Raw genomic sequence first — 25,444 nt, 5'->3', positions numbered from 1 at the left:
GACCAGCAGGAGCTCATTGAGCGTGTGGACAGTCAGTGGGCGGCCCTTCCTGGAGGCGCCGCCCGGCGGATCGTTCCTCCCGAGGGCGCATTCGGCAAGTACTTCGTTACTTTACCTAATCTTTGACGCTTTCTTGACGCGCTCCTCACATTGTGAAACGCCGGATCGGCCTTGTCCTCAGCACCCGCGACCCCGCTTCCGCGTCGGGCCGGGCTGCCCCCCTACCCCTGGCGGATCAACGAACCCGGGTCTGCGCCTATGGTTGCTCCCAGACTCAGGACCACCCTGCCCCTCTAAGGACAGCGATGCCCGCCAACGAATCCGGACCTTCCGTCAAGAAGAAGGGACGACGCGCACGCCTGCTCGTGCTCGTCATGGTCCTGGCGCTCTTGGCGGGCCTCGGCTACGGCGCGTACTGGAGCGCGGACACCGTACGCGCCTCGTTCCCGCAGACGACCGGCTCCCTCAAGGTCCCCGGCCTGACCGGGACCGTCGACGTCAAGCGCGACGAGCACGGGATCCCCCAGCTCTACGCCGACAACGACGAGGACCTCTTCCGCGCCCAGGGCTTCGTGCACGCCCAGGACCGGTTCTGGGAGATGGACGTACGCCGCCACATGACCTCGGGCCGTCTCTCCGAGATGTTCGGCTCCGGGCAGGTGGAGACCGACGCCTTCCTGCGCACCCTGGGCTGGCGGCAGGTCGCGCAGGCCGAGTACGACACGAAGCTCTCGCCCGAGACCAAGAAGTACCTCCAGGCCTACGCCGACGGGGTCAACGCGTACCTGAACGGGAAGTCCGGCAAGGACCTCTCCGTCGAGCACGCCACCCTCAAGCTGAGCGAGGGCTACGCGCCGGAGAAGTGGTCGCCGGTGGACTCGGTGGCCTGGCTCAAGGCGATGGCCTGGGACCTGCGCGGCAACATGCAGGACGAGATCGACCGCTCGCTGATGGCCAACAAGCTCTCGCAGGCGCAGATCGACGAGCTCTACCCGCCGTACCCCTTCGACCGGAACAAGCCGATCGTCGAGGGCGGCACGGTCGCGGGCGGCAAGTACACCCCGCAGGGCACGGGAACCGGAACGGGCACGGGCACGGGCTCCAGCACCGGCTCGGGTACGGGTACCGGCTCGGGTACCGGCTCCGGCACCGGCTCGGGTACCGGCACCGGCTCCGGTACGGGCAACGGCGCCGGCTCGCAGGTCGCCCCGCAGGGCGGCAGCACCGCCACCGGTCTCGCCGGCAACGCCACCGCCCAGGGCGCGAGCGTCGGCCTGCGCACGCAGCTGACCTCCCTCGCCAAGACCCTGGACGAGATCCCGGCCATCCTCGGCCCCAACGGCAGCGGCATCGGCTCGAACTCCTGGGTCATCGCGGGCAAGTACACGACCACCGGCAAGCCGCTCCTCGCGAACGACCCGCACCTGTCCCCGCAGCTGCCCTCGGTCTGGTACCAGATGGGCCTGCACTGCCGCGCGACCTCGCCCCAGTGCCAGTACGACGTCGCCGGCTACAGCTTCTCCGGCATGCCCGGCGTGGTCATCGGCCACAACGCCGACATCGCCTGGGGCATGACCAACCTCGGCGCAGACGTCACCGACCTCTACCTGGAGCAGGTCCGCCCCGACGGCTACGTCTACGACAACAAGACGCTCCCCTTCACCGTCCGCGACGAGGTCATCAAGGTCGCCGGCGGCCCCAGCAAGAAGATCACCGTCCGTTCCACCAACAACGGACCGCTGATCTCGGACCGCAGCGACGAACTCGGTACGGTCGGCTCCCGCGCCCCCGTCCCCAGCTCCGCGCCCGACCGGGGCGACGGCTACGCCGTGGCCCTGCGCTGGACCGCGCTGGACCCGGGCAAGTCGATGGACGCGGTCTTCAAGCTGAACCGGGCCAAGGACTTCAACAGCTTCCGGGCCGCCGCCGCGGACTTCGAGGTCCCGTCGCAGAACCTGATCTACGCCGACAACAAGGGCGCCACCGGCAACATCGGCTACCAGGCCCCGGGTCGCATCCCGATCCGCACCCAGGGCGACGGCCGACTGCCCGCCCCCGGCTGGGACCCCAAGTACGCCTGGAAGAGCGGCAACGCGGGATACATCCCGCAGAACGAGATGCCGTGGGAGCTCAACCCCGCACGCGGTTACGTCGTCACCGCCAACCAGGCGGTCACCGAGAGCGGCACCGGCGCGGGCAAGTACCCGTACCTGCTGACCACCGACTGGGGCTACGGCGCCCGCAGCCAGCGGATCAACGACCTCATCGAGGCGAAGATCAAGGACAGCGGCAAGATCTCCACCGACGACATGCGCACCATGCAGATGGACAACAGCAGCGAGATCGCCGCGCTGCTGACCCCGATGCTGGCCAAGATCCAGGTCTCGGACCCGGACGTGCGCTCGGCGCAGAAGCTGCTGGAGGGTTGGAACTACACCCAGGAGCCCGACTCGGCCGCCGCCGCCTACTTCAACGCGGTCTGGCGCAACATCCTCAAGCTGTCCTTCGGCGACAAGATGCCGAAGGAACTGCGCATCGAGGGCAGCTGCGTCAACGTCCGCGACCAGACCAGCGGTCCGGCCGACGACCTCGCCGAGCTGGTCCGCGAATGCGGTACCCGAGGCGCCGACTCGGCCCAGCCCGACGGCGGTGACCGCTGGTTCGAGGTGGTCCGCCGACTGGTCAAGGACGAGAAGTCGGCCTGGTGGCAGAGCCCCGCGATCCGCGCGGAGAAGGCGACCACGACCCGTGACGAGCTGTTCGCGCGGGCCATGGAGGACGCCCGTTGGGAACTCACCGCCAAGCTCGGCAAGGACCAGTCGACCTGGAGCTGGGGCCGGCTGCACCAGCTGACGCTGAAGAACCAGACGATCGGCACCGAGGGCCCCGGCTTCATGCAGTGGCTCCTCAACCGCGGCCCGTGGAACCTGGGCGGCGGCGAGGCCACCGTCAACGCCACCGGCTGGAACGCCTCCGGCGGGTACGGGGTCACCTGGGTCCCGTCGATGCGCATGGTCGTGAACCTCAACGACCTGGACAAGTCCCGCTGGATCAACCTGACCGGCGCCTCGGGGCACGCGTACCACGACAACTACACGGACCAGACGAGCCTCTGGGCCAAGGGCGAACTGCTGGACTGGCCCTTCGGGAAGGCGGCCGTCGACAAGGCGACCGTCCACACCCTCACGTTGAAGCCGGCCGGCTCGAACTAGCCGAAGCGCACCACCCCCGAGGGGGTGGCGACCGCCCGAACGGGGTGGTCGTGCGGTTCCTCCGGGACCCGCGCGACCACCTCTTCGTCGTAGAGGAGCACCACCAGCGCCGGGTGCGCCCCGGCCCGTTCCAGCCGCGCCAGCACCCGGTCGTACGAACCGCCGCCGCGGCCGAGCCGCATGCCGCGCCCGTCCACCGCCAGCCCGGGCAGCAGGACGGCGTCCGCCCCGGTCACCGCGTCCGGGCCGAGCGCCGGCCCGACCGGCTCCCACAGCCGCATCTTCCCCGGGTGCGCGGCCTCCGCGAGGCGGTCGGGGCCTTCGTACACCGCCCAGTCAAGGTCGTTGTCGGGCAGCAACAGGGGCAGCAACACCCGCTTGCCGGCGGCCCGCAGCGCGTCGAGCAGGTCCCGGGTACCGGGCTCGCCGCCGACGGAGACGTACGCGGCCACCGTGGCGGCGTCGGCCAGTTCGGGCAGCGCGAGGGCGGTGCGGGCGAGCGCGCGGGCCGCCGTCCGGCGCGCGTCGTCGGTCAGGGCGCGCCGGGCGGCGAGCAGTTCCCGGCGCAGGGACGCCTTCTCGGGCGAGCGGGGTCCGTTTTCGGGCGGATTTTCTACCACAGTTGAGTCTCAATCGCTCGTTCATTCGGGCATATCGGGAGGTATTTACCGGTATCCAGCGGAGTGTTCGATGGGAGCCACTATCGTTCTGCCCATGACTCAGTTGCACCCCGTGATCAAAAAGGCCGTCATTCCGGCTGCGGGCCTCGGCACTCGGTTCCTTCCGGCGACCAAGGCGACCCCCAAGGAAATGCTCCCGGTCGTGGACAAACCGGCCATCCAGTACGTCGTGGAGGAGGCCGTCTCGGCCGGCCTGGACGACGTCCTCATGATCACAGGACGTAACAAGCGCGCACTCGAAGACCACTTCGACCGGAACTACGAGCTGGAGTCGGCCCTCATCGCCAAGGGTGACGACGACCGACTGAAGAAGGTCCAGGAGTCCAGCGACCTGGCCACCATGCACTACGTCCGCCAGGGCGACCCGCGCGGTCTCGGTCACGCCGTGCTCTGCGCCGAGCCCCACGTCGGCGACGAGCCGTTCGCCGTCCTCCTCGGTGACGACCTCATCGACCCCCGCGACCCCCTGCTGCGCCAGATGGTCGACGTCCACGCGCGCACCGGCGGCACCGTCATCGCGCTCATGGAGGTCGACCCGGCCAACGTGCACCTCTACGGCTGCGCAGCCATCGAGGCGACCGACGAGGCGGACGTCGTCCGCGTCACCGGCCTCGTCGAGAAGCCGGACGCCTCCGAGGCGCCCAGCAACTACGCGGTCATCGGACGGTACGTCCTGAACCCGGCGATCTTCGGCATACTGCGGGAGACCGAGCCGGGCCGCGGTGGGGAGATCCAGCTCACCGACGCCCTGCAGAAGCTGGCCGCCGACGAGACCGTGGGCGGCCCGGTGCACGGCGTGGTCTTCCGCGGCCGCCGCTACGACACCGGCGACCGGGGTGACTACCTGCGGGCCATCGTCCGACTCGCCTGCGAGCGCGATGACCTGGGACCCGAGTTCCGCACCTGGCTTCACCGTTACGTCACGGAGGAGATGTAGCACCTTGAGCAGTCCCGCACCGCAGGACACCGGCCACCAGCGTCTGTGGTCCGTGGACGAGCACCTCGCGGACGTCCTCGCCACCGTCCGGCCGCTGGAGCCCATCGAGCTCCAGCTGCTCGACGCCCAGGGCTGTGTCCTGGTCGAGGACGTCACCGTGCCCGTCGCCCTCCCGCCCTTCGACAACAGCTCCATGGACGGTTACGCCGTCCGCACGGCCGACGTCCAGGGTGCGACCGAGGAGTTCCCCGCGGTGCTCGCGGTGATCGGGGACGTGGCGGCGGGCAGCGGCGAGCTGCCCACCGTCGGCCCCGGCCAGGCCGCGCGCATCATGACCGGCGCCCCGCTGCCCCCCGGCGCGGAAGCCGTCGTCCCGGTCGAGTGGACCGACGGCGGCGCCGGCGGCGGTGCGGCCTCCGGGATGACCCCGGCCGCCACCGCGCCCGAGGGCGCGGGCGGCGAGGTGCGGGTCCACCGGCCCGCCGAGGCGCGGGCGCACGTCCGCGCCCGCGGCAGCGACGTACAGGCCGGGGACCTGGCGCTGGCCGCCGGTACCGTCCTCGGGCCGCCGCAGATCGCCCTGCTGGCCGCCATCGGGCGCGGTACGGTCCGGGTCCGGCCGCGACCGCGGGTCGTCGTCATGTCCACCGGCAGCGAGTTGGTCCAGCCGGGTGAGACGCTGGCCGCGGGCACGATCTACGACTCCAACAGCTTCGCGCTGGCCGCGGCCGCGCGGGACGCCGGTGCCATCGCCTACCGCGTCGGCGCCGTCGCGGACGACGCGGACACCCTGCGCTCGACCATCGAGGACCAGCTCATCCGGGCCGATCTGCTGGTCACCACGGGCGGGGTCAGCGTCGGCGCGTACGACGTGGTCAAGGAGGCCCTGACCTCCGTCTCCGCCGGCGACGACGCGGCCGCGGCGGGGAACGTCGACTTCCGCAAGCTCGCCATGCAGCCCGGCAAGCCCCAGGGCTTCGGCACCATCGGCCCCGACCACACCCCGCTGCTGGCGCTGCCCGGCAACCCGGTGTCCTCGTACGTCTCCTTCGAGCTGTTCGTGCGGCCCGCGATCCGGGCGCTGATGGGCCTGCCCGCGTCCGCGGTCAACCGGCCGAGCGTGCGGGCGGTGCTCACGTGCGACAAGCCCCTCGGGTCGCCGGCGGGCCGCCGGCAGTACCTGCGCGGCAAGTACGACGCCGATAACGGCACCGTCTCCCCGGTCGGCGGATCGGGCTCCCACCTGATCGCCGCGCTGGCCCACGCCGACTCCCTGATGGTCGTACCGGAGGACGTCACCTCGGTGGAGCCCGGCACCGACCTGGAAGTGATCCTGCTCGGCTGACCACCCGCCGGTGCGGGTAGCGTGTGTCGCACCACACAGGCCCCCCGGGGCCCAGAGCGGAGCGGCACAGCATGAGTACCGAGAGCAGGCTCACCCACATCGACGAGGCCGGCGCTGCCCGGATGGTCGACGTCTCGGCGAAGGACGTCACCACCCGGACGGCCCGCGCCAGCGGACGCGTCCTCGTCTCCCCCCGGGTGATCGAGCTGCTGCGCGGCGAGGGCGTGCCCAAGGGCGACGCCCTCGCCACCGCGCGGATCGCCGGGATCATGGGGGCCAAGAAGACCCCCGACCTGATCCCGCTGTGCCACCCGCTGGCGGTGTCCGGCGTGAAGGTCGACCTGTCGGTCGTCGACGACGCCGTCGAGATCCTCGCCACGGTCCGCACGAGCGACCGCACGGGTGTCGAGATGGAGGCCCTGACGGCCGTCGCGGTCGCCGGGCTCACCGTGATCGACATGGTGAAGGCCGTCGACAAGGGCGCGGTCATCACCGACGTCCGGGTGGAGGAGAAGACCGGCGGCAAGTCGGGCGACTGGAGCCGGGGATGAACGCCCCCCGCGGCGGCGAGGTCCACAGCCACGTCCCGCCGGCGGCCGGCGGGGCCCGGACGGCGGCGGCGCCCGCCGCGGCCGAGACGCCCGCGCCGCGCGCCCTGGTAATCACCGCCTCCAACCGCGCCTCGCGGGGCGTCTACGCCGACAAGGGCGGCCCCCTGCTCGCCGAGGCGCTGGAGAAGCTCGGCTTCGCGGTGGACGGCCCGCGCGTGGTCCCGGACGGGGACCCCGTCGAGGCGGCGCTGCGCGAGGCCGTGGTCGCCGGGTACGACGTCGTCCTCACCACCGGCGGCACCGGCATCTCGCCGACCGACCGGACCCCGGACGCGACCGCCCGCGTACTGGACTACGAGATCCCCGGCATCCCCCAGGCCATCCGCGCCGAGGGCCTCGCGAAGGTACCGACCGCCGCCCTGTCCCGGGGCCTGGCGGGCGTCGCCGGCCACACCCTCATCGTGAACCTGCCCGGCTCGACGGGCGGCGTGAAGGACGGCCTCGCCGTGCTGGCCCGGATCCTGCCGCACGCCGTCGACCAGATCCGCGGCGGCGACCACCCCAGACCCCCGGCGGACCCCGGGAGCCAGAACTGAACGGCCCCTCCTGGCCGGTGGCGCTCGCGGACGGTGACGTCACGCTCCGGCCGATAAAGGTGCGGGACCAGCGGGCCTGGCGCGAGGTCAACCGCCGCAACCGCGAATGGCTGCGGCCGTGGGAGGCCACCATTCCGCCGCCCGCGCCCTGGGGCCCCGTCGTGCACCGGCCGACGTTCCGGCAGATGGTCCGCCACCTGCGGGGGGAGGCGAACGCGGGCCGCATGCTGCCCTTCGTCATCGAGTACCAGGGGCGCCTCGTCGGCCAGTTGACGGTCGCCGGGATCACCTGGGGCTCGATGTGCGCCGCCCACGTGGGCTACTGGGTGGACCGCGACGTGGCGGGCCGCGGCGTGATGCCGACGGCCGTCGCGCTCGCCGTGGACCACTGCTTCGCGAAGGTGGGACTGCACCGCGTCGAGGTGTGCATCCGCCCGGAGAACGGTCCCAGCCGCCGGGTGGTGGAGAAGCTCGGCTTCCGCGCGGAGGGCACGCGTCCGAGGTACCTGCACATCGACGGGGCCTGGCGGGACCACCTGGTCTTCGCGTTGACGGTGGAGGAGGTCCCGGAGGGGCTGCTGCGCCGGTGGCACCGGACGCGACCGCAGCCCCAGGACATGCCGCCGACGGTCGCCTGAAAAGCGGTTATCGTAAATGCGTTCGAATTCTTGACCGGGTCGCCCATAACCTGATCCGAAGAATCACAAAAAAAGTCCGTGATATCAGCCTGATCGTGCGACACACCGACTCAATTGGCTGATCCCCCCGCCCGCGCCCCTCTACGGTGTGGGGTGTGAGCAGCAGCGGCCTCATCTACGCAGTCATTGTCGGGGCCTGGGCCGCCTACTTGGTGCCCATGTGGCTCCGGAGGCAGGACGAGCTGAACGAAGCGCGTCCGACGGAACGCTTCTCCACCGCCATCCGGCTGCTTTCCGGCCGGGCGGGAATGGAGCGCCGTTACGCCAAGGGGCTGCGTGAGCGCGGTGACGAACAGGCGGAGCCCCAGCCCCGCGGGGAGCCGGACGCCGCGACGGAAACGGTCAACTCCGTGGACGCCGACGCCCGGGCCTTCGACGTGCCCCCGACCAGGGCCGAACCGAGATTGGCCGAGGCCGAACGGGTCCGGCGCCAGCAGCGCCTCCAGGTGCTCGCCCGCCGCCGGCGCACCACCGCGCTGCTCTTCCTGGTGTTCAGCTGCGGAGCGGTCGTCGCCGCGGTCGGCGGCCTCCACTACCTGTGGGCGCCGGCCGTCCCCGCCCTGCTGCTGAGCGCCTACATCGTGCACCTGCGGGTCCACGAGCGGCGGCGCTACGAGTTCACCATGGACCGGCGCCGCGCCGAGGCCGCCGCCCGCAACCTGCGGGAGAACCGGCCCCGGCGCCGGACGGCCGACGACGGCGCCGCCGCGGGCGCCGAACCGGACCCCGCGCCACCGGTCTCCCCCCAGGAGGCCGGGCGCCGCGCGCTCGTCGAGCAGACCGACCACGCCGAGTGGGTGGACCAGCAGCGCGAACGTGAGCGCGGTCCGGCGCGCGGCGACAGCTGGGAGCCGGTCCCGGTCCCGCTGCCGACGTACGTGACCGCCCCCGTCGCCCCCCGCGCCACCGGACCGGCCGCCCCCGACGGCTGGAGCTCGACCCGCTCCAGTACCGCCGAGCCGACGGAACCCCGACTGCGGGCGCAGCCCGGGGTGCCGAAGCCGGCGTCGGAGCCGATGCCGGAGGTGAAGGCGGCGACGGGTCCGGAGACGGGCCGGGCGGCCCGACCGGAACTCGGGGCCCAGGCCACGACGCCCCGCCCCCGCGGCCGCGAGCGGGGTCGCACCCCGCTGTTCGACCAGTACGAGGGCGAGGACCGCCCGCGCGCCGCGAACGAGTGACCGGCGATCGGTGACCTGCGCGGACGCTCCGGAGAATCGGTTTTGGAGCACCCGCGAGGGGATGCTAATGTTTCACACGTCGCAAGGGCCTGTGGCGCAGTCTGGTAGCGCACCTCGTTCGCATCGAGGGGGTCTGGGGTTCAAATCCCCACAGGTCCACAAACGACAGTTCACGGGTTGCTCCCGAGAACGTCCCGAAATCCCGTCAGGTCGAAAGACCGGGCGGGATTTCGGCGTTCGTGGGGTCGTGGCGATGTTCGGGTGCGGGCGCCCGTGGGCGCGGTCCGACTCGGGTGAGGGTCGGTGAGCGGCGGGGGTCCGCCGGAGTCGACCCGGCGGGCCCGCCGTCGGGTGGGTCAGGCCGTCAGGGACTTCGTCATGCAACGGCTGGACTCGTGGAAGCGGTAGTGGCCGAACTTCTCCGACAGGGCGTAGCCCGAGGAGAGGTAGAGGGCGATGGCCTCCGGCTGCTGGTCGCCGGTCTCCAGGACCATGCGGCGGCGGCCGGCGGCGCGGGCGTCGGCTTCGAGGTCGGCCAGGATGCGGCGGGCCAGGCCCAGACCGCGGGCCTCGGGGACCACGTACATGCGCTTCACCTCGGCGTCGCCCTCGGAGTAGCCCTCCTCGGCGCGCTCCATGCGGCGCCAAGCCCCGCTGGCCACGGGGGTGTCCGAGGCGTCGTAGGCCAGCAGGTACAGGCCGTTCGGCGGGACGAACATGCCGGGGTCGAGGAAGGTGGCGTCGCCCTCGCCCTGGTAGCGCTGCTGGTATTCCAGCTGGACCCGGGCGTCGAGGTCGACGGCGTGGGGGTGGTCGTAGGCGGCGGTGCGCAGGTGTATCCCGTGAGACATCAGGACATCGTACGGAAGGCTCCGGCTATGGTGCGGGGATGCTCACTGTGACCTCCGTGAATGTGAATGGGATCCGCGCCGCCGCCAAGAAGGGCTTCGGGGAGTGGCTCGCGGGATCCGACGCCGACGTCGTGTGCCTCCAGGAGGTACGGGCCGAGGAAGGGCAGATTCCGGACGAGGTGCGCACGCCCGCGGGCTGGCACACGGTGTTCGCGCCGGCCGCCGCCAAGGGGCGGGCCGGGGTCGCGCTGTACACGCGCCGGGCCCCGGAGCGGGTGCGCGTCGGCTTCGGGAGCGAGGAGTTCGACGCCGCCGGGCGGTACCTGGAGATCGACCTGCCGGGGGTGACCGTCGCCAGCCTCTACCTGCCCTCCGGCGAGGCGGGGACCGAGAAGCAGGACGAGAAGTACCGGTTCATGGACGAGTTCCTCCCCTACCTGACCGCGCTCAAGGTGTCGGCCGCAGCCGACGGCCGCGAGGTCGTGGTGTGCGGTGACTGGAACATCTGCCACCGGGAGGCCGACCTGAAGAACTGGAAGACCAACCGCAAGAACGCCGGCTTCCTGCCGGAGGAGCGGGAGTGGCTGGGGAAGGTGTACGCGGAGGCCGGTTACGTCGATGTCGTGCGCGAGTTGCACCCCGACACCGAGGGTCCGTACTCCTGGTGGTCCTACCGGGGTCGGGCCTTCGACAACGACGCCGGCTGGCGCATCGACCTCCAGGTCGCGACCCCGGGGCTGGCCGCGAAGGCCGTGAAGGCCTGGGTGGAGCGCGCCGAGACCCACCCGGAGCGCTGGTCGGACCACGCCCCGGTGTCGGTGGCCTACGCGCTCGGGTCCTGATTCGAGGCCGTCAGCCGGTCCATCGCCATGGTGAGCTCCGCCTCGACCACGCTCTTCGCGAGGGGGCGCAGGCGGGGCAGGGACTCCTCGGACAGGTGCGTGGAGATGAGCTCGGTGAAGAGGGCGGCCATGGCGTCCGCGTGCTCGCGTACCCGACGGCCGGTCTCCAGCACGGCCGCCAGCGGTACGCCCTCGCGCACCAGCGCCGAGGAGACGTCCAGCAGGCGGCGGCTGACGTGCACGATGGCCTCGCCGTCGACGGCGAGGTAGCCGAGGTCGAGGGAGGTCGCGAGGTTCTCCGGGGTGACCTCGCCCTCGAAGTGGTCGGCGAGGGCCTCGGGGGTGAGGCGGACCGGGGTCTCCTCGGACCAGCCCATGCCGAGCAGCTCGCCGAGCTGGCCGACGTCGCGGCCGTTCTCGAAGGCGGCGATCAGTTCGGCGATGCCGCCCAGCGTGTGACCGCGGTCCAGGAGTGCGGCGATGGTGCGCAGGCGGGCCAGGTGGTGGTCCTCGTACCAGGCGATCCGGCCCTCGCGGCGGGGCGGCGGGAGCAGCTTGCGCTCGCGGTAGAAGCGCAGGGTGCGCAGCGGTATGCCGGCCGCGTCGGCCAGTTCCGCGGTCCGGTATTCGCGTGCCATCGCGGGCCCGTCCTCCGTCGTCACTGCTGTCTCCTCGTGCGCCACACGCGCAGCCTAGGCCGTACATCGGGTCGTACCCGCAGTAACTTTCCCGGCGCGACCCCTACCCATGGGTACGGAGCTGCTCTACTCTCCCGATTGTGCCAGTGATTGCTGGCAGTGTTGCGGTGTGGTGGCTGGGACTGCGGAAGCGGAAGGCGGCGGGCATGGGCGGCATGGCAGAACACGGACGCGAGCACGTACGAGTGGCGGTGATCGGATCCGGATTCGGCGGGCTGGGGGCGGCCGTGAGGCTGCGGCGCGAGGGGATCACGGACTTCGTCGTCCTGGAACGGGCCGACTCCGTCGGCGGCACCTGGCGCGACAACAGCTATCCGGGGTGCGCGTGCGACGTCCCCTCGCACCTGTACTCCTTCTCCTTCGCGCCCAACCCCGACTGGCCGCGGACCTTCTCCGGGCAGCCCGCCATCCGGGAGTACCTGGAACACGTCGCCGACGTGTTCGGGCTGCGCCGCCACATCCGACTGAACCACGAGGTCGAGATGATGCGCTGGGACACCGAGGAGCTGCGCTGGGAGATCGAGACCTCCGCCGGCGCGCTCACCGCCGACGTGGTCGTCTCCGCGACCGGGCCGCTCTCGGAACCGAAGCTGCCGGAGATCCCCGGGCTCGCCGAGTTCCCGGGCAAGGTCTTCCACTCCGCCCGCTGGGACCACGACTACGACCTGCGCGGCAAGCGCGTCGCGATGATCGGGACCGGAGCCTCCGCGATCCAGATCGTGCCGGCCATCGCCCCCGAGGTGGAGCGCCTCACGCTCTTCCAGCGGACCCCGCCGTGGGTCATGCCGCGCACCGACCGGGCGATCGGCGGCGTCGAGCGGTGGCTGCACCGTCAGCTGCCCTTCACCCGCGCCGCGCGCCGCGGGCTGCTGTGGGGGATCCGCGAGCTCCAGGTCAGCGCCTTCACCAAGCGGCCGAACCAGCTCGGGCTGGTCGAGTCGCTGGCCAAGGCCAACATGGCGCGCTCCATCAAGGACCCGGAGCTGCGGGCCAAGCTGACGCCCTCGTACCGGATCGGCTGCAAGCGGATCCTGCTGTCCAACGCGTACTACCCGGCGCTGGCCCGGCCCGACGTGGACCTGGTGGCCTCCGGGCTGGCCGAGGTCCGCGGTTCGGTGCTGGTGGCGGCCGACGGGACCGAGACCGAGGTCGACGCGATCATCTTCGGCACCGGCTTCCACGTCACGGACATGCCGATCGCCGACCGGGTCGTCGGCGCGGAGGGGCGGACCCTCGCGGACACCTGGAAGGACGGCATGCAGTCGCTGCGCGGCGCGACCGCGGCCGGCTTCCCCAACTGGATGACGATCATCGGTCCCAACACCGGGCTGGGGAACAGCTCGATGATCCTGATGATCGAGTCGCAGCTGAACTACATGGCCGACTACATGCGTCAGCTGGGCGTGCTGGGCGGGCGCACCGCGCTGTCCGCGCGGCCCTCCGCGGTGAACAGGTGGAACCGGAACGTGCAGGCCCGCATGGAGCGGACCGTGTGGAACACCGGCGGCTGCACCAGCTGGTACCTGGACGCCCAGGGCCGCAACACGACCGTCTGGCCGGGCACGACCGGCGAGTTCCGCAAGGAGACGCGGACCGTCGACCTGTCCGAGTACGAGGTCATCCGGGGGCGGGACCGCGAGCGGGTCCCGGCGGTCGCCGTCGCCGTCGCCGCCCCCGCAGCCGCCCCCGTGGGAGCGGCCGAGCCGCGCCGGGGCGCGAAGGCCGCCGCGGAACCCGCCCCGGCCGCCGCCGAGGAGGGGGCGGCGTGAGCCGGCCCGCGTACGTCACCACCGGGCGCTGGGCGCCCCCCGCGCCGGCCCGGGTGGTGGCCGTGACCTCCGCCGACGGGGCCCGCCTGCACGCCGAGGTGCACGGAGCCGAGGGCGCCCCGGCCGTGGTCCTGGCGCACGGCTGGACCTGCTCCACCGCCTTCTGGGCGGCGCAGGTGCGCGACCTGGCGAAGGACCACCGCGTCATCGCCTACGACCAGCGCGGCCACGGCCGCAGCCCCGCGGCCCGCGCCTACGGCACCGACTCCCTCGCCGACGACCTCGTCGCGGTACTGGGGGCCACCCTCGCCCCCGGCGAACGGGCCGTCGTCGCCGGGCACTCCATGGGCGGCATGACCGTCATGGCCGCAGCCGGCCGGCCCGCGTTCACCGAGCACGTCGCGGCCGTCCTGCTGTGCAGCACCGGCAGCTCCGGGCTGGTCGCGGAGTCGACCGTACTGCCGCTGCGCGCCGGACCGTTGCGGACCCGCGCGACCCGGGGGGTGCTCGGCGCGCGCGCCCCCCTCGGGCCCGTCACGCCGGTGGCCCGCGCCCTGCTCAAGTACGCGACGATGGGCCCCGGACCGGCGCCGGACCGGGTGGAGGCCTGCGCCCGCATCGTGCACGGCTGCCCCAGCGGGGTCCGGCACGCCTGGTCGCGGGTGCTGGCCGCCCTCGACCTGGACGCCGAACTGGCCCGGCTGACCGTCCCCACCGCCGTGATCGGCGGCACGGCCGACCGGCTCACCCCGATCCGGCACGCCCGGGCGCTGGCCGCCGCGCTGCCGAACTGCGTGGGCCTGACCGAACTCACCGGGGCGGGCCACATGACGCCCATCGAGGCGCCGGAGGCCGTCTCGGCCGCCCTGCGCGAACTCACCGCCCGCCACCTGCCCGCACGACAGGCCGCCCCGGCCGCGGGAACCGCCCCGGCCGCAGAGGCCGAGAAGGAGAAGACGCCGTGAGCCGCAGCAGTCTCGAAGGACAGGTCGCCGTCGTCACCGGAGCCGCCCGCGGGGTGGGCGAGCTGCTCGCCCGCAAGCTCTCCGCGCGCGGCGCCAAGGTCGCCCTGGTGGGCCTGGAGCCGGAGGCCCTCAAGGAGGTCTCCGAGCGCCTCCACACCGACAGCGCCCACTGGCACGCCGACGTCACCGACCACGAGGCGATGGCGCGGGTCGCGCGGGAGGTCAAGGAACGCTTCGGCAAGGTGGACCTCGTCGTCGCCAACGCCGGCGTCGCCGCCGGCGGGCCGTTCGTCGACTCCGACCCGGTGGCCTGGCGCCGCGTGATCGAGGTCAACCTCATCGGCGGGGCCGTCACCGCCCGCGCCTTCCTGCCCGTCCTCACCGAGAGCCGCGGCTACTTCCTCCAGATCGCCTCGCTCGCCGCGATCACCCCGGCCCCGATGATGACGGCGTACTGCGCCTCCAAGTCCGGCGTCGAGGCCTTCGCGCACTGCCTGCGCGCCGAGGTCGGCCACAAGGGCGTCAAGGTCGGCGTCGGCTACCTGTCCTGGACCGACACCGACATGGTGCGCGGGGCCGACCAGGACGAGGTCATGCGCGACCTGCGCCGCAGCCTGCCGTGGCCGGCGAACCGCACGTACCCGCTCGGACCGGCCGTCGACCGGATCGTGGCGGGCATCGAGCGGCGCTCGGCGCACGTCTACGCGCAGTGGTGGCTGCGCGGCATGCAGGGCACGCGCGGCTACCTGCCGGGGATCATCGCGGCGGTCGGGCAGCGCGAGATGCGGCGGTTCGAGCCGCGGCTGTCCGGCGTCTCCACGGGACTCGTCGGCGCCGGCGGGGCGGCCGACGAGAAGGAACGCACCTACCACGGATAGACCGGAATGCGAGGAACGTCCCCTCGTGCCAGGCTGGTCGGCATCACGCCCCACCCTTTCCAGGAGGGAACAGCATGGGTCTGAGGGACCAGTTCCAGGACAAGGCGAGACGGCTCGCGGAGCAGGCCGAGGCGCGGGCCGCCGCGCAGGGCGCCGAGGCGGAGGCCGGCCGGGCCCCGGCCCCGGCGCGGGAGGCGGGGTCACCGACCGGCCAGGTCCGTGACGCACTGGACGACGCGCTCGACAGGTAGCGCGTCCCGACACCGAGGGGCGCGGTCCGCACCACGCGGGCCGCGCCCCTTTCGCGTGCCGGCCCGCCTACTCCCGCGGCGGCAGCTTCGGGCGGCGCCGGTCCGGGACGTCCGTGTAGCCGGGCGGTACGGCCGCCGGGTCCTGTTCCAGCAGCTCCAGCGCCAGGTGGACGGCGTCGTCGAGCTGGGCGTGCCGGCCCTCCGCCCAGTCCAGCGGGGTCCGCAGGATCGAGAGGTCGGGCTCGACGCCGTGGTTCTCCACCGACCAGCCGTACTCCGGGAACCAGGCGGCGTTCATCGGCACCGTGATCACCGTCCCGTCGCCCAGGGTGTGCCGGCCGGTCATGCCGACGACCCCGCCCCAGGTGCGCTGGCCCACCACCGGTCCCAGGCCCAGCAGTTTGAACGCGGCGGTGATCATGTCCCCGTCGGAGGAGGTCGCCTCGTCGGCCAGGGCCACGATCGGGCCGCGGGGGGCGTTGGAGGCGTACGAGACGGGCTGGGCGTCCCGGGTCAGGTCCCAGCCGAGGATCGAGCGGGTCAGCTTCTCCACGACCAGCTCGCTGATGTGTCCGCCCGCGTTGCCGCGCACGTCGACGATCAGGGCGGGCCGGGACATCTCCATCCGCAGGTCCCGGTTGAACTGCGCCCAGCCCGAGCCGCCCATGTCGGGGATGTGCAGGTAGCCGCAGCGCCCGCCGCTGACCTCGCGGACCACGGCCCGCCGCTTGGACACCCAGTCCTGGTAGCGCAGCGGCCGGTCGTCGACGAGCGGTACGACGGCCACCCGTCGGGCCCGGCCGGACCCCTCGGCCGGCTCGAAGGTGAGCTCGACGGTGGTGCCGCCGGCCGCCGCGAGCAGCGGGTAGGGGCCGGTGACCGGGTCGACGGGGCGGCCGTCGACGTGGGTGAGCACGGCGCCCTCGCGGATGCCGGTGCCGGCGAGGGGGGAGCGGGCCTTGGAGTCGGAGGATTCGCCGGGCAGGATCCGGGCGAGCATCCAGGCGCCGTCCCGGGGCACGAAGTTGGCGCCGAGCAGCCCGATGGCCCGCTGGTAGTGCGGCGGGCCCTCGTTGCGGCGGGCGGGGGAGACGTAGGCGTGCGAGGTGCCGAGTTCGCCGAGGACCTCGCGCATCAGGTCGGCGAACTCGTCGGGGGAGGCGACCCGTTCGACCAGCGGGCGGTACTGGCGAAGCACCGCGTCCCAGTCGATCCCGCACATGCCCGGGTCCCAGAAGTAGGCGCGGATCAGTCGGCCCGCCTCCTCGAAGGCCTGGCGCCATTCGGCCGCCGGGTCCACCTCGTGCAGGATGCGCCGCAGGTCCAGGTAGACCGTCGAGTCCCCGTCGCCGGACTCCGTCGAGGGGACCGCGCGCAGGTCGCCGTCGTCGTTGACGACGAGGCGGGTGCCGTCGCCGCTGACGGCGAACCAGTCCAGTCCGGTGGCCAGTTCGGCCTTGCGGGCCTTGGTCATGTCGAAGTGCTCCAGCGTCGGCTTGCCGCTGGTGTCGGCCGGGTTGGCGAAGGTCTCGCCGAGCGCGCCGGAGATGGGCCAGCGCAGCCACACCAGCCCGCCGCCGCTGACCGGGTACAGGGCCGAGTACTTCGACGCGGACACCGGGAAGGGGGTGACCCGGCTCTCCAGCCCCTCGACCTCCACGGTCACCGCGCCGTCGCCGGACTCCGAGTCCCCCTCGGCCGGGTCGAGTCCGCCGGCCGCCGGGCGTCCGTCGGGGGAGAACGCGAAGGGGGAGTTCGTCGCGGAGGACAGCGGCACCAGGTACGGGCGGCAGCCCAGCGGGAAGGAGAGGTCGCCGGTGTGCACGTCGTAGACGGGGTCGAAGCCGCGCCAGGACAGGAAGGCGAGGTAGCGGCCGTCGCGGGTGAAGACCGGGTTCTCGTCCTCGAAGCGGCCGTTGGTGACGTCGACGACGGTGTGCGGGCCGGGGCCGGCGATCTTCGCCATCCTGATCTGCCGCAGTGAGCGCCCGATGCCGGGGTGCGACCAGGTCAGCCAACAGCCGTCGGGGGAGAAGGCCAGGTCGGTGACGGGCCCGTTGATCGACCGGACCAGCTCGGTGACCTCGCCGTTGGACTCCTCCGTCGCGTCGAGGAGCAGCAACCGGCCGTCGTTGGAGGCGATCGCGAGGCGCTCCCCGTCGGGATCGGACAGCAGCTCCAGGACGCGGCCCACCGCGCCCGAGGCCAGCCGTCGGGGTTCGCGTTCGCCGGAGGCGCGGGGGAGGTAGGCGATCTCGATCGCGTCCTCGCCCTCGGCGTCGGTGACGTAGGCGACCTGGCCGCCGCTGCCGAGCATCTCGGGCAGCCGGACCCGCACGCCCGGGGTGTCGGCGATGGTGCGGGCGGGCCCGTCGCGGTGGGTCAGCCAGTAGAGGCTGCCGCGTACGACGACGGCGCTGGCCCGGCCGGTGGCGTCGACGGACAGCGAGTCGACATGGCTGGCGGCCGGCACCTGGTACGGACGGCGCCCCGCGCGCGGCCCGCCGAGGCGGACCCGGAGCTTGCGCGGGGAGGCGCCCGGGGCGAGGGAGTCGACGAGCCAGATGTCGCCGCCGCACTGGTAGACGACCCGGGAGCCGTCGCTGGAGGCGTGCCGGGCGTAGAACTCGTCGTGATCGGTGTGCCGGCGCAGGTCGGTGCCGTCCGGCAGGCAGGAGTAGAGGTTGCCGATGCCCTCGTGGTCGGAGAGGAAGGCGATCCGGCCGTCGACGAACACGGGGGAGTCGAGGTGCCCCTCGATGTCCTCCAGGAGCCGTTTGCCGTGCAGCCACAGCCGGCCGGTGGCGCCGCCGCGGTAACGCTTCCAGGCGGCGGGCTCGTGCGGCGGCTTGCCGGTCAGCAGCAGGCTGCGCCGCTCGCCGTCCGGCCCCTCCTGGACCTGGAGGTCGGAGACGGGCCCCCAGGGGAGGCGGCCGCCGGGGCTGCCGTCGGTGGGCAGGCTGTAGGCCCAGGCGAAGTAGGAGAACGGTTGGCCGTGCGAGGACACCGCCAGGATGTCGCTGCGGCCGTCCTCATCGGGCGGGGTCCAGCCGCAGACGCGCGTGTCGGTGGCGCCCCAGTGGCTCAGCTGCCGGGCCGGCCCGCCGTCCACGGGGACGAGGTGGATCTCGGGGTCGAGGCTGCGCCAGGTGGTGAAGGCGATGTGTCGGCCGTCGGGGGAGAACCGCGGGTGGCTGACCCGGGTCCGGTCGACGGTGATCCGCCAGGCCCGGCCGGGGCTGGCTCCTTCGGGGGCGAGGGGGGCGACCCAGAGGTCGTCCTCGGAGGCGAAGCACAGCAGGTCGTCGTGCAGGTGCGGGAACCGGAGGTACGCGACGTCGTGACTCACCCCCCAATGCTTTCCGCGACGGGGGGCCGCGGCAACTCGTACAGGTGATCCCCTTCGAGGGATTCGGGGCGTTCGCCGGCCGGGTGACCGACGCCACTCCCCCCAACGAAACGGAACGGTTTCGTTCCCTTGAGGGTGGGGGTATCGTCTTAACGGTACGGAACAGTTTCGCTCGGGCAGGGGGCGCGGAGATGACCGAAGAGGCGTCGGAGACGTCGGCACGGCGTACCCGGATCACCCCCGAGCGGCAGGCCGAACTCCACGAGGCGGTCCTGGACCTCCTGCGCGAGGTCGGCTACGACGCGTTGACCATGGACGCGGTCGCCGCCCGTACGAAGTCCAGCAAGGCCACCCTCTACCGCCAGTGGGGGAGCAAGCCGGAGCTGGTCGCCAAGGCCCTGCGATGTACCCAGCCGGTCTCCCTCGGGGAGATCGACACGGGGACGCTGCGGGGGGACTTCGCGCTGATGGTGGCGCACTCCGATGACGCGCAGATGGCCAAGGACACCGCGCTGATGCGGGGTCTGGCCCATGCGGTCCACGAGAGCCCGGAGCTCCACAAGGCGCTGCGGGACCTACTGGTCGACCCGGAGATCAACGGGCTCCAGCAGATGCTGCGGCGCTCCGTGGACCGGGGTGAGATCCGGTCGGACTGCCCGGCCCTGGATTTCGTGCCGCACATGCTCATCGGAGCGTTCATCGCGCTCCCGCTGATCGAGGACCGGTCCGTCGACCGGGCCTTTCTCGGCGAATTCATCGACGCCGTGGTCTTCCCCGCCCTCGGCGTCTGACTCCCTCCCCACCAGCGTTCCGCACCGCCCGCTGCTCCTGACACGCCGCTCTCGTCGTCGGGCCGGCTTTCCACGCCCTGATCCGTCCCGGATCCATCCCACGACCTGAACGGGAGAACCACCCTCGTGGCCACCTTCCTCTACCGGCTCGGCCGCGGCGCCTTCCGGCGCCGCCGCCTCGTCGTCCTCGCCTGGGTGGCGCTGCTGTTCGCCGCCGTCCTCGGCGCCGCGACGGCCTCCGCGCCCACCTCCGGCTCGTTCTCGATACCCGGCACCGAGGCCCAGCGGGCCTTCGACCTGCTGGACAAGAAGTTCCCGGGCATGGCCGCCGACGGCGCCACGGCCCGGATCGTCATCAAGGCGCCCGAGGGTGCCAAGGTCACCGACCAGAACATCAAGACCGAGGTCGAGAAGGTCATCACCGGCCTGAAGACCGGCCCCGGCGCCGCCGAGGTCGCCTCCGTCGACGACCCGTACACGACGCAGGCGGTGAGCCAGGACGGCTCCACCGCCTACGTCAGCGTGAAGTACAAGGTCAGCGGGATGGAGCTGGAGGACGCCACCCGCGACGCGCTCAAGGAGTCCGGCCAGGACGCCCGGGCGCAGGGTCTCGGCGTCGAGATCGGCGGCGACGCCCTGATGGTGGCGCCCGAGACGGGCTCCGGCGAGATCATCGGCATCCTGGTCGCCGCGATCGTCCTCGTCATCACCTTCGGCTCGCTGATCGCGGCCGGCCTGCCGCTGCTGACCGCGCTGATCGGCGTGGGCATCGGCGTCTCCTCCATCACCGCGCTCGCCAACGTGCTGGACCTCGGCTCCACCACCTCCACCCTCGCGATGATGATCGGCCTCGCGGTCGGCATCGACTACGCCCTCTTCATCGTCTCCCGCTACCGCGCGGAGCTCGCCGAGGGCCGCGCACGGGACGAAGCCGCCGGCCGCGCCGCCGGAACCGCTGGTTCCGCCGTCGTCTTCGCCGGTCTGACCGTGGTCATCGCCTTGGTGGGCCTGGCCGTCGTCAACATCCCGATGCTGACCAAGATGGGCGTCGCCGCCGCCGGCACGGTGGTCATCGCGGTGCTCGTCGCCCTGACGCTCGTCCCGGCGATCCTCGGCATCGCGGGCAAGAGGGTGCTGCCCGCCGGCGAGAAGAGCAAGCTGTTCGGCAAGGGCAGGGCCAAGAACCCCGCCGACACCGACGCCAAGCCCAAGCCCAACGGCGGCACCCGCTGGGCCCGCTTCGTGCTCCGCCGCCCCGTCATGGTGCTGCTCGCCGGCGTCATCGGCCTCGGCATCATCGCCATCCCGGCGAGCAAGCTGGAGATGGGCCTGCCGGACGACGGCGCGCAGCCGGTGTCCACCACGCAGCGCAAGGCGTACGACCTGATGTCCGACGGCTTCGGCCCCGGCTTCAACGGCCCCCTGATGGTCGTCGTCGACGGCGACAAGGCGCTCGCCGACAGCACCGCCGAGCGGATCAAGGGACTGCCGGGCGTGGCCGCGGTGGCCCCGCCGATGCAGAACGAGGCCAAGGACGCGGCGATCGTCAGCGTCATCCCCAAGGACCGGCCCTCCTCGCACGCCACCGAGGAACTGGTCCGCGACATCCGGGACGGCAGCGGGGACGACGTGCTCGTCAGCGGTCAGACCGCGATGAACATCGACTTCTCGCAGAAGATGAACGACGCGCTGCTGCCCTACCTGGCGCTCGTGGTCGGTCTCGCCTTCCTGCTGCTGATGCTCGTCTTCCGCTCGATCCTGGTTCCGCTCAAGGCGGCCCTCGGCTTCCTGCTGTCGGTCGTCGCGGCCCTCGGCGCCGTCGTCGCGGTGTTCCAGTGGGGCTGGCTCGCCTCGGTCTTCGGGGTGGAGCAGACCGGTCCGATCATGTCGATGATGCCGATCTTCATGGTGGGCGTGGTCTTCGGCCTGGCCATGGACTACGAGGTCTTCCTGGTCACCCGCATGCGGGAGGCGTACGTCCACGGCGAACGCCCGGGCCAGGCCGTCGTCACCGGCTTCCGGTACAGCGCCCGCGTGGTCGTGGCCGCCGCCGTCATCATGATCGCGGTGTTCGCCGGCTTCCTCGGAGCCAGCGACCAGATGGTCAAGATGATCGGCTTCGGCCTGGCCATCGCCGTCCTCTTCGACGCCTTCGTGGTCCGCATGGCCATCGTCCCGGCGGTGCTCGCGCTCCTCGGGCACAAGGCCTGGTGGCTGCCGAAGTGGCTGGACCGGATCCTGCCGAACGTCGACGTCGAGGGCGAGAGCCTGCGCAAGCACCTCGGCGAGGACTCCGGCCCCGCGGACGGCCCGGACAAGGACCGCGAGCTGGTCAACGCCTGACACCCGCGCCCGCGCGTCGCCCCGGCCCCGCACCCCTTCGAGGGTGCGGGGCCGGGGCCTTTTTCGTACCCGGCCGCTGCGCCTAACGGGTGGCGGGGGCGGCGGGGGCGTACGTACGGCGCAGGAAACGGCGCAGCGCGGCGATGTCGAACTGGACGACGGCGACCCCGTCGGGGGAGTGGAACTCCACGACCGCCTGCACCCGGCCGCACGGCCAGACGCGGACGTCCCCGGTGCCGGTCGGGGAGCTCAGGCCCGCCTCCAGCAGGGCGCGGGGGAAGACCCACTCGTTGTCGGTGCCCTCGGGGGACAGCTCGGCGGGGAAGACGATCCGTACGGCCAGCGGTTCGTCGGGGGCGAAGCGCAGCGCGACCGGGATCGTCCGGTAGAGGGGGTCGTCGGTGATCACGCGGGCGCGCACCCGCTCCTCGACGGCGGTCGTGTCTGCGGTCGCTGCTGGATTCTCCGCGGTGGCTGACATCGACAGGGCTCCTCGAAATCGGAACATTTGCGTCCGTTTGTCCGTCCAGACTCGCACATTCCAACGAAACCGCGCGCCACCATTTGTGACGTGACCGCTCTTGCCAACGATTTGCAACTGGGCACTATTCTTGAACGGTTAAAGATTTTGTGAGGTAAACAGGAAGCGGAGCCACTCCATGCATGTGCCCGACGGATTCATCAACGCACCCGTGTCGGTGGCCGCCGGAGTGGTGGCCGCGGCCGCCGTCGCCGTCAGCCTCCGCGGCGCCCGCCGCGAACTCGACGAACGCACCGCCCCGCTGGCGGGCCTCGTCGCCGCCTTCATCTTCGCCGTGCAGATGCTGAACTTCCCGGTCGCCGCGGGCACCAGCGGCCACCTCCTCGGCGGAGCGCTCGCCGCGATACTCGTCGGCCCGTACACCGGCGTGCTGTGCGTCTCCGTCGTCCTGCTGATGCAGGGCATCCTGTTCGCCGACGGGGGCCTGACCGCCCTCGGCGTCAACATCACCGTCATGGGCGGCGTCACCGTCGTCGTCGCGTACGCCGTCTTCCGCGGCCTGCTCAAGGCGCTGCCGGCCACCCGCCGGTCCGTCACCGTGGCCGCCTTCTGCGGGGCCCTGCTCTCCGTACCGGCCGCCGCGGCCGCCTTCACCGCCCTGTACGCCCTCGGCGGGACCACCGACGTCCCGATCGCCAAGGTGTTCACCGCGATGGTCGGCGTGCACGTCCTCATCGGCATCGGCGAGGCCCTGATCACCGCCGCGACCGTCGGCGCCGTCCTCGCCGTCCGGCCCGACCTCGTCCATGCCGCGAGCGGCGTGAGCACCCCGCTGAAGCTGCGCGTCAACGGCGAACTCGTCGACGCCCCGGCGCCCGCGCCCGCCGCGCCCGTCGCCGCCCGCTCCACCCGCGCGGTGTGGCTGACCGGGCTGGCCACCGCCCTCGTCCTGGCCGGTGTCGTCTCCTTCTACGCCTCGGCCGACCCGGACGGACTGGAGAAGGTCGCCGCCGACAAGGGCATCGACGCCAAGGTCGAGGACCACGCCGCCGCGGACTCCCCGCTCGCCGACTACGGCGTCAAGGACGTCGAGGACGCCCGCCTGTCCGGCGGCCTCGCCGGGGTCATCGGCGTCGGCGTCACCGTCGTCGTCGGCACCGGGATCTTCTGGAGCGTGCGTCGCCGCCGCGCCGAGGACCTGACCGCCACGTCCACGTCAGCGCCGTCGGCCCCGTCGGCCCGCTGACATGGGAGCCGGGCACGCGCACAAGCTCTACCGGCACGGGCACTCGCCCGTCCACGCGCTGCCGCCGCACTGCAAGATCGCCGCGGTCTTCGCCTTCGTGGTCGTCGTCGTCTCGACGCCGCGCGAGGCGATGTGGGCCTTCGGCGCGTACGCCGTCCTGGTCGCCGGCGTCGCGGCGGCGGCCCGGATCCCGGCCGGATTCCTGCTGCGCCGGCTGCTGATCGAGGTGCCGTTCGTGGCCTTCGCCGTCCTCATGCCCTTCGTGGCCGAGGGCGAGCGGGTGGAGGTGCTCGGCATGTCGCTGAGCGTCTCCGGACTCTGGGGGGCCTGGAACGTACTCGCCAAGGGCACCCTCGGCGTCGCCGCCTCCGTCATCCTCGCGTCCACCACCGAACTGCGGTCCCTGCTGCTGGGCCTGCAACGCCTGAAGCTGCCGCCGCTGCTCGTCCAGATCGCCTCCTTCATGATCCGCTACGGCGACGTCATCACCGGCGAGCTGCGGCGCATGTCCATCGCCCGCCGCTCCCGCGGCTTCGAGGCCCGCGGCATCCGGCACTGGGGCGTCCTCGCCAAGACCGCGGGCGCCCTGTTCATCCGCTCCTACGAACGCGGCGAACGCGTCTACCTCGCGATGGTCAGCCGCGGCTACACCGGCTCCATGCCGGTGATCGACGACGTGTCGGCCACCCGCGCCCAGTGGGCGTACGCGGCGGTGCTCCCGGCGGCGGCCCTCACGGTGTGCCTGCTGGGGTGGACGCTGTGACGGCGCGGGGCGGGGTCGGGGTGGGCGTGGGCGTCGGCGTCGTCGTCCCGCCGGCCGGGGTGGGCGCCGTGACCTCCTGCTGCGGGGCCGATGCCGTGAGCCCGTCCCGTGCGACGGGTACCCCGACCGCTCTGATGGGATGGACACCGTGACCGCTGCTTCCGCCTCCTCCGCCCCCTCCTCGCCCGCGGCCGTGCCCTCCCTGGAGGTGGCCGGTGTGGCGTACGCCTACCCGGACGGGCACCAGGCCCTCTTCGGGGTCGACCTCACCGTCGGCCACGGCGAGCGGGTCGCCCTGCTCGGGCCCAACGGCGCGGGCAAGACCACCCTGGTCCTGCACCTCAACGGCATCCTCGGCGGCGGCGTCGGCACGGTGACCGTGGCCGGACTGCCCGTCGAGAAGCGGCACCTCGCCGAGATCCGCCGCCGCGTCGGGATCGTCTTCCAGGACCCCGACGACCAACTGTTCATGCCGACCGTCCGCGAGGACGTCGCCTTCGGCCCCGCCGCCGCCGGGATGCGCGGCGCCGAGCTGGAGACCCGGGTCCGCGAGGCCCTGGAACAGGTCGGCATGGCGGCCTTCGCCGACCGGCCGCCGCACCACCTGTCCTTCGGCCAGCGCCGCCGGGTGGCGGTGGCGACCGTCCTGGCCATGCGCCCGGAGATCCTCGTCCTCGACGAGCCCTCCTCCAACCTCGACCCGGCCTCCCGCCGCGAACTGGCCGACATCCTGCGCTCCCTGGACGTCACCGTCCTGATGGTCACCCACGACCTGCCCTACGCCCTGGAGCTGTGCCCCCGCGCGGTCATCCTCAGCGAGGGCGTCATCGCGGCGGACGGCCCGACCCGCGACCTGCTCTGCGACGAGGAGCTGATGGGCGCGCACCGCCTGGAACTCCCCTTCGGCTTCGACCCCCGCGCCACCGCCGCCCCGGGCCGCCGACCCCGCTGAGCCCCGGCCCCCGCCCCCGGCCCGGACGGGAAGCAGGACCGGCCGGGCGGCGTTGCATCCTGGTG

Annotated in this window: 22 protein-coding genes and 1 tRNA gene; 18 read left to right on the top strand and 5 right to left on the bottom strand. The window is 72.5% G+C overall.

The annotated features are described in order from the left end of the window. Positions 1-305 precede the first annotated feature (305 nt). Complete coding sequence (locus AB0D46_RS14845; protein WP_362877702.1) at positions 306-3,212, top strand: penicillin acylase family protein; 2,907 nt, start codon at positions 306-308, stop codon at positions 3,210-3,212. On the opposite strand, the gene AB0D46_RS14840 is transcribed toward AB0D46_RS14845, so the two are convergent. Beyond that, positions 3,209-3,832 carry a 5-formyltetrahydrofolate cyclo-ligase gene (locus AB0D46_RS14840; RefSeq protein ID WP_362877701.1) on the bottom strand — a complete coding sequence of 208 codons (624 nt, stop codon included), beginning with the start codon at positions 3,830-3,832 and terminating at the stop codon, positions 3,209-3,211. The genes AB0D46_RS14845 and AB0D46_RS14840 overlap by 4 nt on opposite strands. 94 nt (positions 3,833-3,926) lie before the next feature. On the opposite strand from AB0D46_RS14840, the gene galU reads away from it, so the two are divergent. From galU to AB0D46_RS14805, 7 genes are all read left to right on the top strand, one after another. Continuing rightward, positions 3,927-4,829, top strand: a complete 903-nt coding sequence (gene galU, locus AB0D46_RS14835) for a UTP--glucose-1-phosphate uridylyltransferase GalU (RefSeq protein WP_362877700.1) — start codon at positions 3,927-3,929, stop codon at positions 4,827-4,829. A gap of 4 nt (positions 4,830-4,833) precedes the next feature. Beyond that, positions 4,834-6,174, top strand: a complete 1,341-nt coding sequence (gene glp / locus AB0D46_RS14830) for a gephyrin-like molybdotransferase Glp (RefSeq protein ID WP_362877699.1) — start codon at positions 4,834-4,836, stop codon at positions 6,172-6,174. Positions 6,175-6,245: 71 nt separating this feature from the next. Next, a complete protein-coding gene (gene moaC / locus AB0D46_RS14825; RefSeq protein WP_362877698.1) occupies positions 6,246-6,725 on the top strand; it encodes a cyclic pyranopterin monophosphate synthase MoaC in 480 nt (159 codons plus the stop codon). Beyond that, positions 6,722-7,321 (top strand): MogA/MoaB family molybdenum cofactor biosynthesis protein, encoded by a 600-nt coding sequence (locus AB0D46_RS14820; protein ID WP_362877697.1) that lies wholly within the window; start codon positions 6,722-6,724, stop codon positions 7,319-7,321. The genes moaC and AB0D46_RS14820 overlap by 4 nt, the downstream gene beginning before the upstream one ends. Positions 7,322-7,338: 17 nt before the next feature. Beyond that, positions 7,339-7,959, top strand: a complete 621-nt coding sequence (locus AB0D46_RS14815) for a GNAT family protein (RefSeq protein WP_362877696.1) — start codon at positions 7,339-7,341, stop codon at positions 7,957-7,959. A gap of 155 nt (positions 7,960-8,114) precedes the next feature. Then, positions 8,115-9,200 (top strand): hypothetical protein, encoded by a 1,086-nt coding sequence (locus tag AB0D46_RS14810; protein ID WP_362877695.1) that lies wholly within the window; start codon positions 8,115-8,117, stop codon positions 9,198-9,200. Between the two features lie 85 nt (positions 9,201-9,285). Next, positions 9,286-9,359: transfer RNA gene (locus AB0D46_RS14805), tRNA-Ala, on the top strand. A gap of 197 nt (positions 9,360-9,556) precedes the next feature. Here the strand turns inward: AB0D46_RS14805 and AB0D46_RS14800 are convergent. Continuing rightward, a complete protein-coding gene (locus AB0D46_RS14800) occupies positions 9,557-10,051 on the bottom strand; it encodes a GNAT family N-acetyltransferase (RefSeq protein WP_362877694.1) in 495 nt (164 codons plus the stop codon). Between the two features lie 38 nt (positions 10,052-10,089). Here AB0D46_RS14800 and AB0D46_RS14795 point away from each other — a divergent pair, with 38 nt between their 5' ends. Beyond that, positions 10,090-10,893, top strand: coding sequence for an exodeoxyribonuclease III (locus tag AB0D46_RS14795; RefSeq protein WP_362877693.1), 804 nt, complete (start codon positions 10,090-10,092; stop codon positions 10,891-10,893). On the opposite strand, the gene AB0D46_RS14790 is transcribed toward AB0D46_RS14795, so the two are convergent. Beyond that, positions 10,875-11,531, bottom strand: coding sequence for a MerR family transcriptional regulator (locus tag AB0D46_RS14790; RefSeq protein WP_362877734.1), 657 nt, complete (start codon positions 11,529-11,531; stop codon positions 10,875-10,877). The genes AB0D46_RS14795 and AB0D46_RS14790 overlap by 19 nt on opposite strands. Positions 11,532-11,746: 215 nt before the next feature. On the opposite strand from AB0D46_RS14790, the gene AB0D46_RS14785 reads away from it, so the two are divergent. The 4 genes from AB0D46_RS14785 to AB0D46_RS14770 all read left to right on the top strand — a co-directional run bounded on the left by AB0D46_RS14785 (position 11,747) and on the right by AB0D46_RS14770 (position 15,454). Further along, entirely contained in the window at positions 11,747-13,360 is a 1,614-nt protein-coding gene (locus AB0D46_RS14785) for an NAD(P)/FAD-dependent oxidoreductase (protein ID WP_362877733.1), read from the top strand. Next, positions 13,357-14,325: an alpha/beta hydrolase gene (locus tag AB0D46_RS14780; protein WP_362877692.1), complete on the top strand. Its 969-nt coding sequence runs from the start codon at positions 13,357-13,359 to the stop codon at positions 14,323-14,325. Before AB0D46_RS14785 ends, AB0D46_RS14780 begins: the two co-directional genes overlap by 4 nt. Further along, on the top strand, positions 14,322-15,203 hold the full coding sequence (locus AB0D46_RS14775) for an SDR family oxidoreductase (RefSeq protein WP_362877691.1): 882 nt from the start codon (positions 14,322-14,324) through the stop codon (positions 15,201-15,203). The genes AB0D46_RS14780 and AB0D46_RS14775 overlap by 4 nt, the downstream gene beginning before the upstream one ends. A gap of 74 nt (positions 15,204-15,277) precedes the next feature. Next, a complete protein-coding gene (locus AB0D46_RS14770; RefSeq protein WP_362877690.1) occupies positions 15,278-15,454 on the top strand; it encodes a hypothetical protein in 177 nt (58 codons plus the stop codon). 67 nt (positions 15,455-15,521) lie between these two features. On the opposite strand, the gene AB0D46_RS14765 is transcribed toward AB0D46_RS14770, so the two are convergent. Beyond that, positions 15,522-18,803: a S41 family peptidase gene (locus tag AB0D46_RS14765; RefSeq protein WP_362877689.1), complete on the bottom strand. Its 3,282-nt coding sequence runs from the start codon at positions 18,801-18,803 to the stop codon at positions 15,522-15,524. A 191-nt stretch (positions 18,804-18,994) separates the two neighbouring features. Here AB0D46_RS14765 and AB0D46_RS14760 point away from each other — a divergent pair, with 191 nt between their 5' ends. Continuing rightward, complete coding sequence (locus tag AB0D46_RS14760; protein WP_362877688.1) at positions 18,995-19,594, top strand: TetR/AcrR family transcriptional regulator; 600 nt, start codon at positions 18,995-18,997, stop codon at positions 19,592-19,594. A 126-nt stretch (positions 19,595-19,720) separates the two neighbouring features. After that, positions 19,721-21,937: an MMPL family transporter gene (locus tag AB0D46_RS14755; protein ID WP_362877687.1), complete on the top strand. Its 2,217-nt coding sequence runs from the start codon at positions 19,721-19,723 to the stop codon at positions 21,935-21,937. Between the two features lie 82 nt (positions 21,938-22,019). Here the strand turns inward: AB0D46_RS14755 and AB0D46_RS14750 are convergent, their stop codons facing one another. Then, positions 22,020-22,418: an SsgA family sporulation/cell division regulator gene (locus tag AB0D46_RS14750; RefSeq protein WP_362877686.1), complete on the bottom strand. Its 399-nt coding sequence runs from the start codon at positions 22,416-22,418 to the stop codon at positions 22,020-22,022. Positions 22,419-22,596: 178 nt separating this feature from the next. Between AB0D46_RS14750 and AB0D46_RS14745 the strand changes: the two genes are divergently transcribed. The 3 genes from AB0D46_RS14745 (at position 22,597) to AB0D46_RS14735 (ending at position 25,379) form a co-directional block, all read left to right on the top strand. After that, positions 22,597-23,664: an energy-coupling factor ABC transporter permease gene (locus tag AB0D46_RS14745; protein ID WP_362877685.1), complete on the top strand. Its 1,068-nt coding sequence runs from the start codon at positions 22,597-22,599 to the stop codon at positions 23,662-23,664. Between the two features lies 1 nt (position 23,665). Next, complete coding sequence (cbiQ, locus tag AB0D46_RS14740; RefSeq protein WP_362877684.1) at positions 23,666-24,427, top strand: cobalt ECF transporter T component CbiQ; 762 nt, start codon at positions 23,666-23,668, stop codon at positions 24,425-24,427. A 139-nt stretch (positions 24,428-24,566) separates the two neighbouring features. After that, positions 24,567-25,379 carry an ABC transporter ATP-binding protein gene (locus AB0D46_RS14735; protein WP_362877683.1) on the top strand — a complete coding sequence of 271 codons (813 nt, stop codon included), beginning with the start codon at positions 24,567-24,569 and terminating at the stop codon, positions 25,377-25,379. Positions 25,380-25,444: the final 65 nt, after the last annotated feature.

The organism is Streptomyces sp. NPDC048383 (assembly GCF_040651775.1).
Lineage (GTDB): Bacteria > Actinomycetota > Actinomycetes > Streptomycetales > Streptomycetaceae > Streptomyces.
Note: the sequence above shows the minus strand (reverse complement) of the source record. Positions and strands in the feature narration are given on the sequence as shown.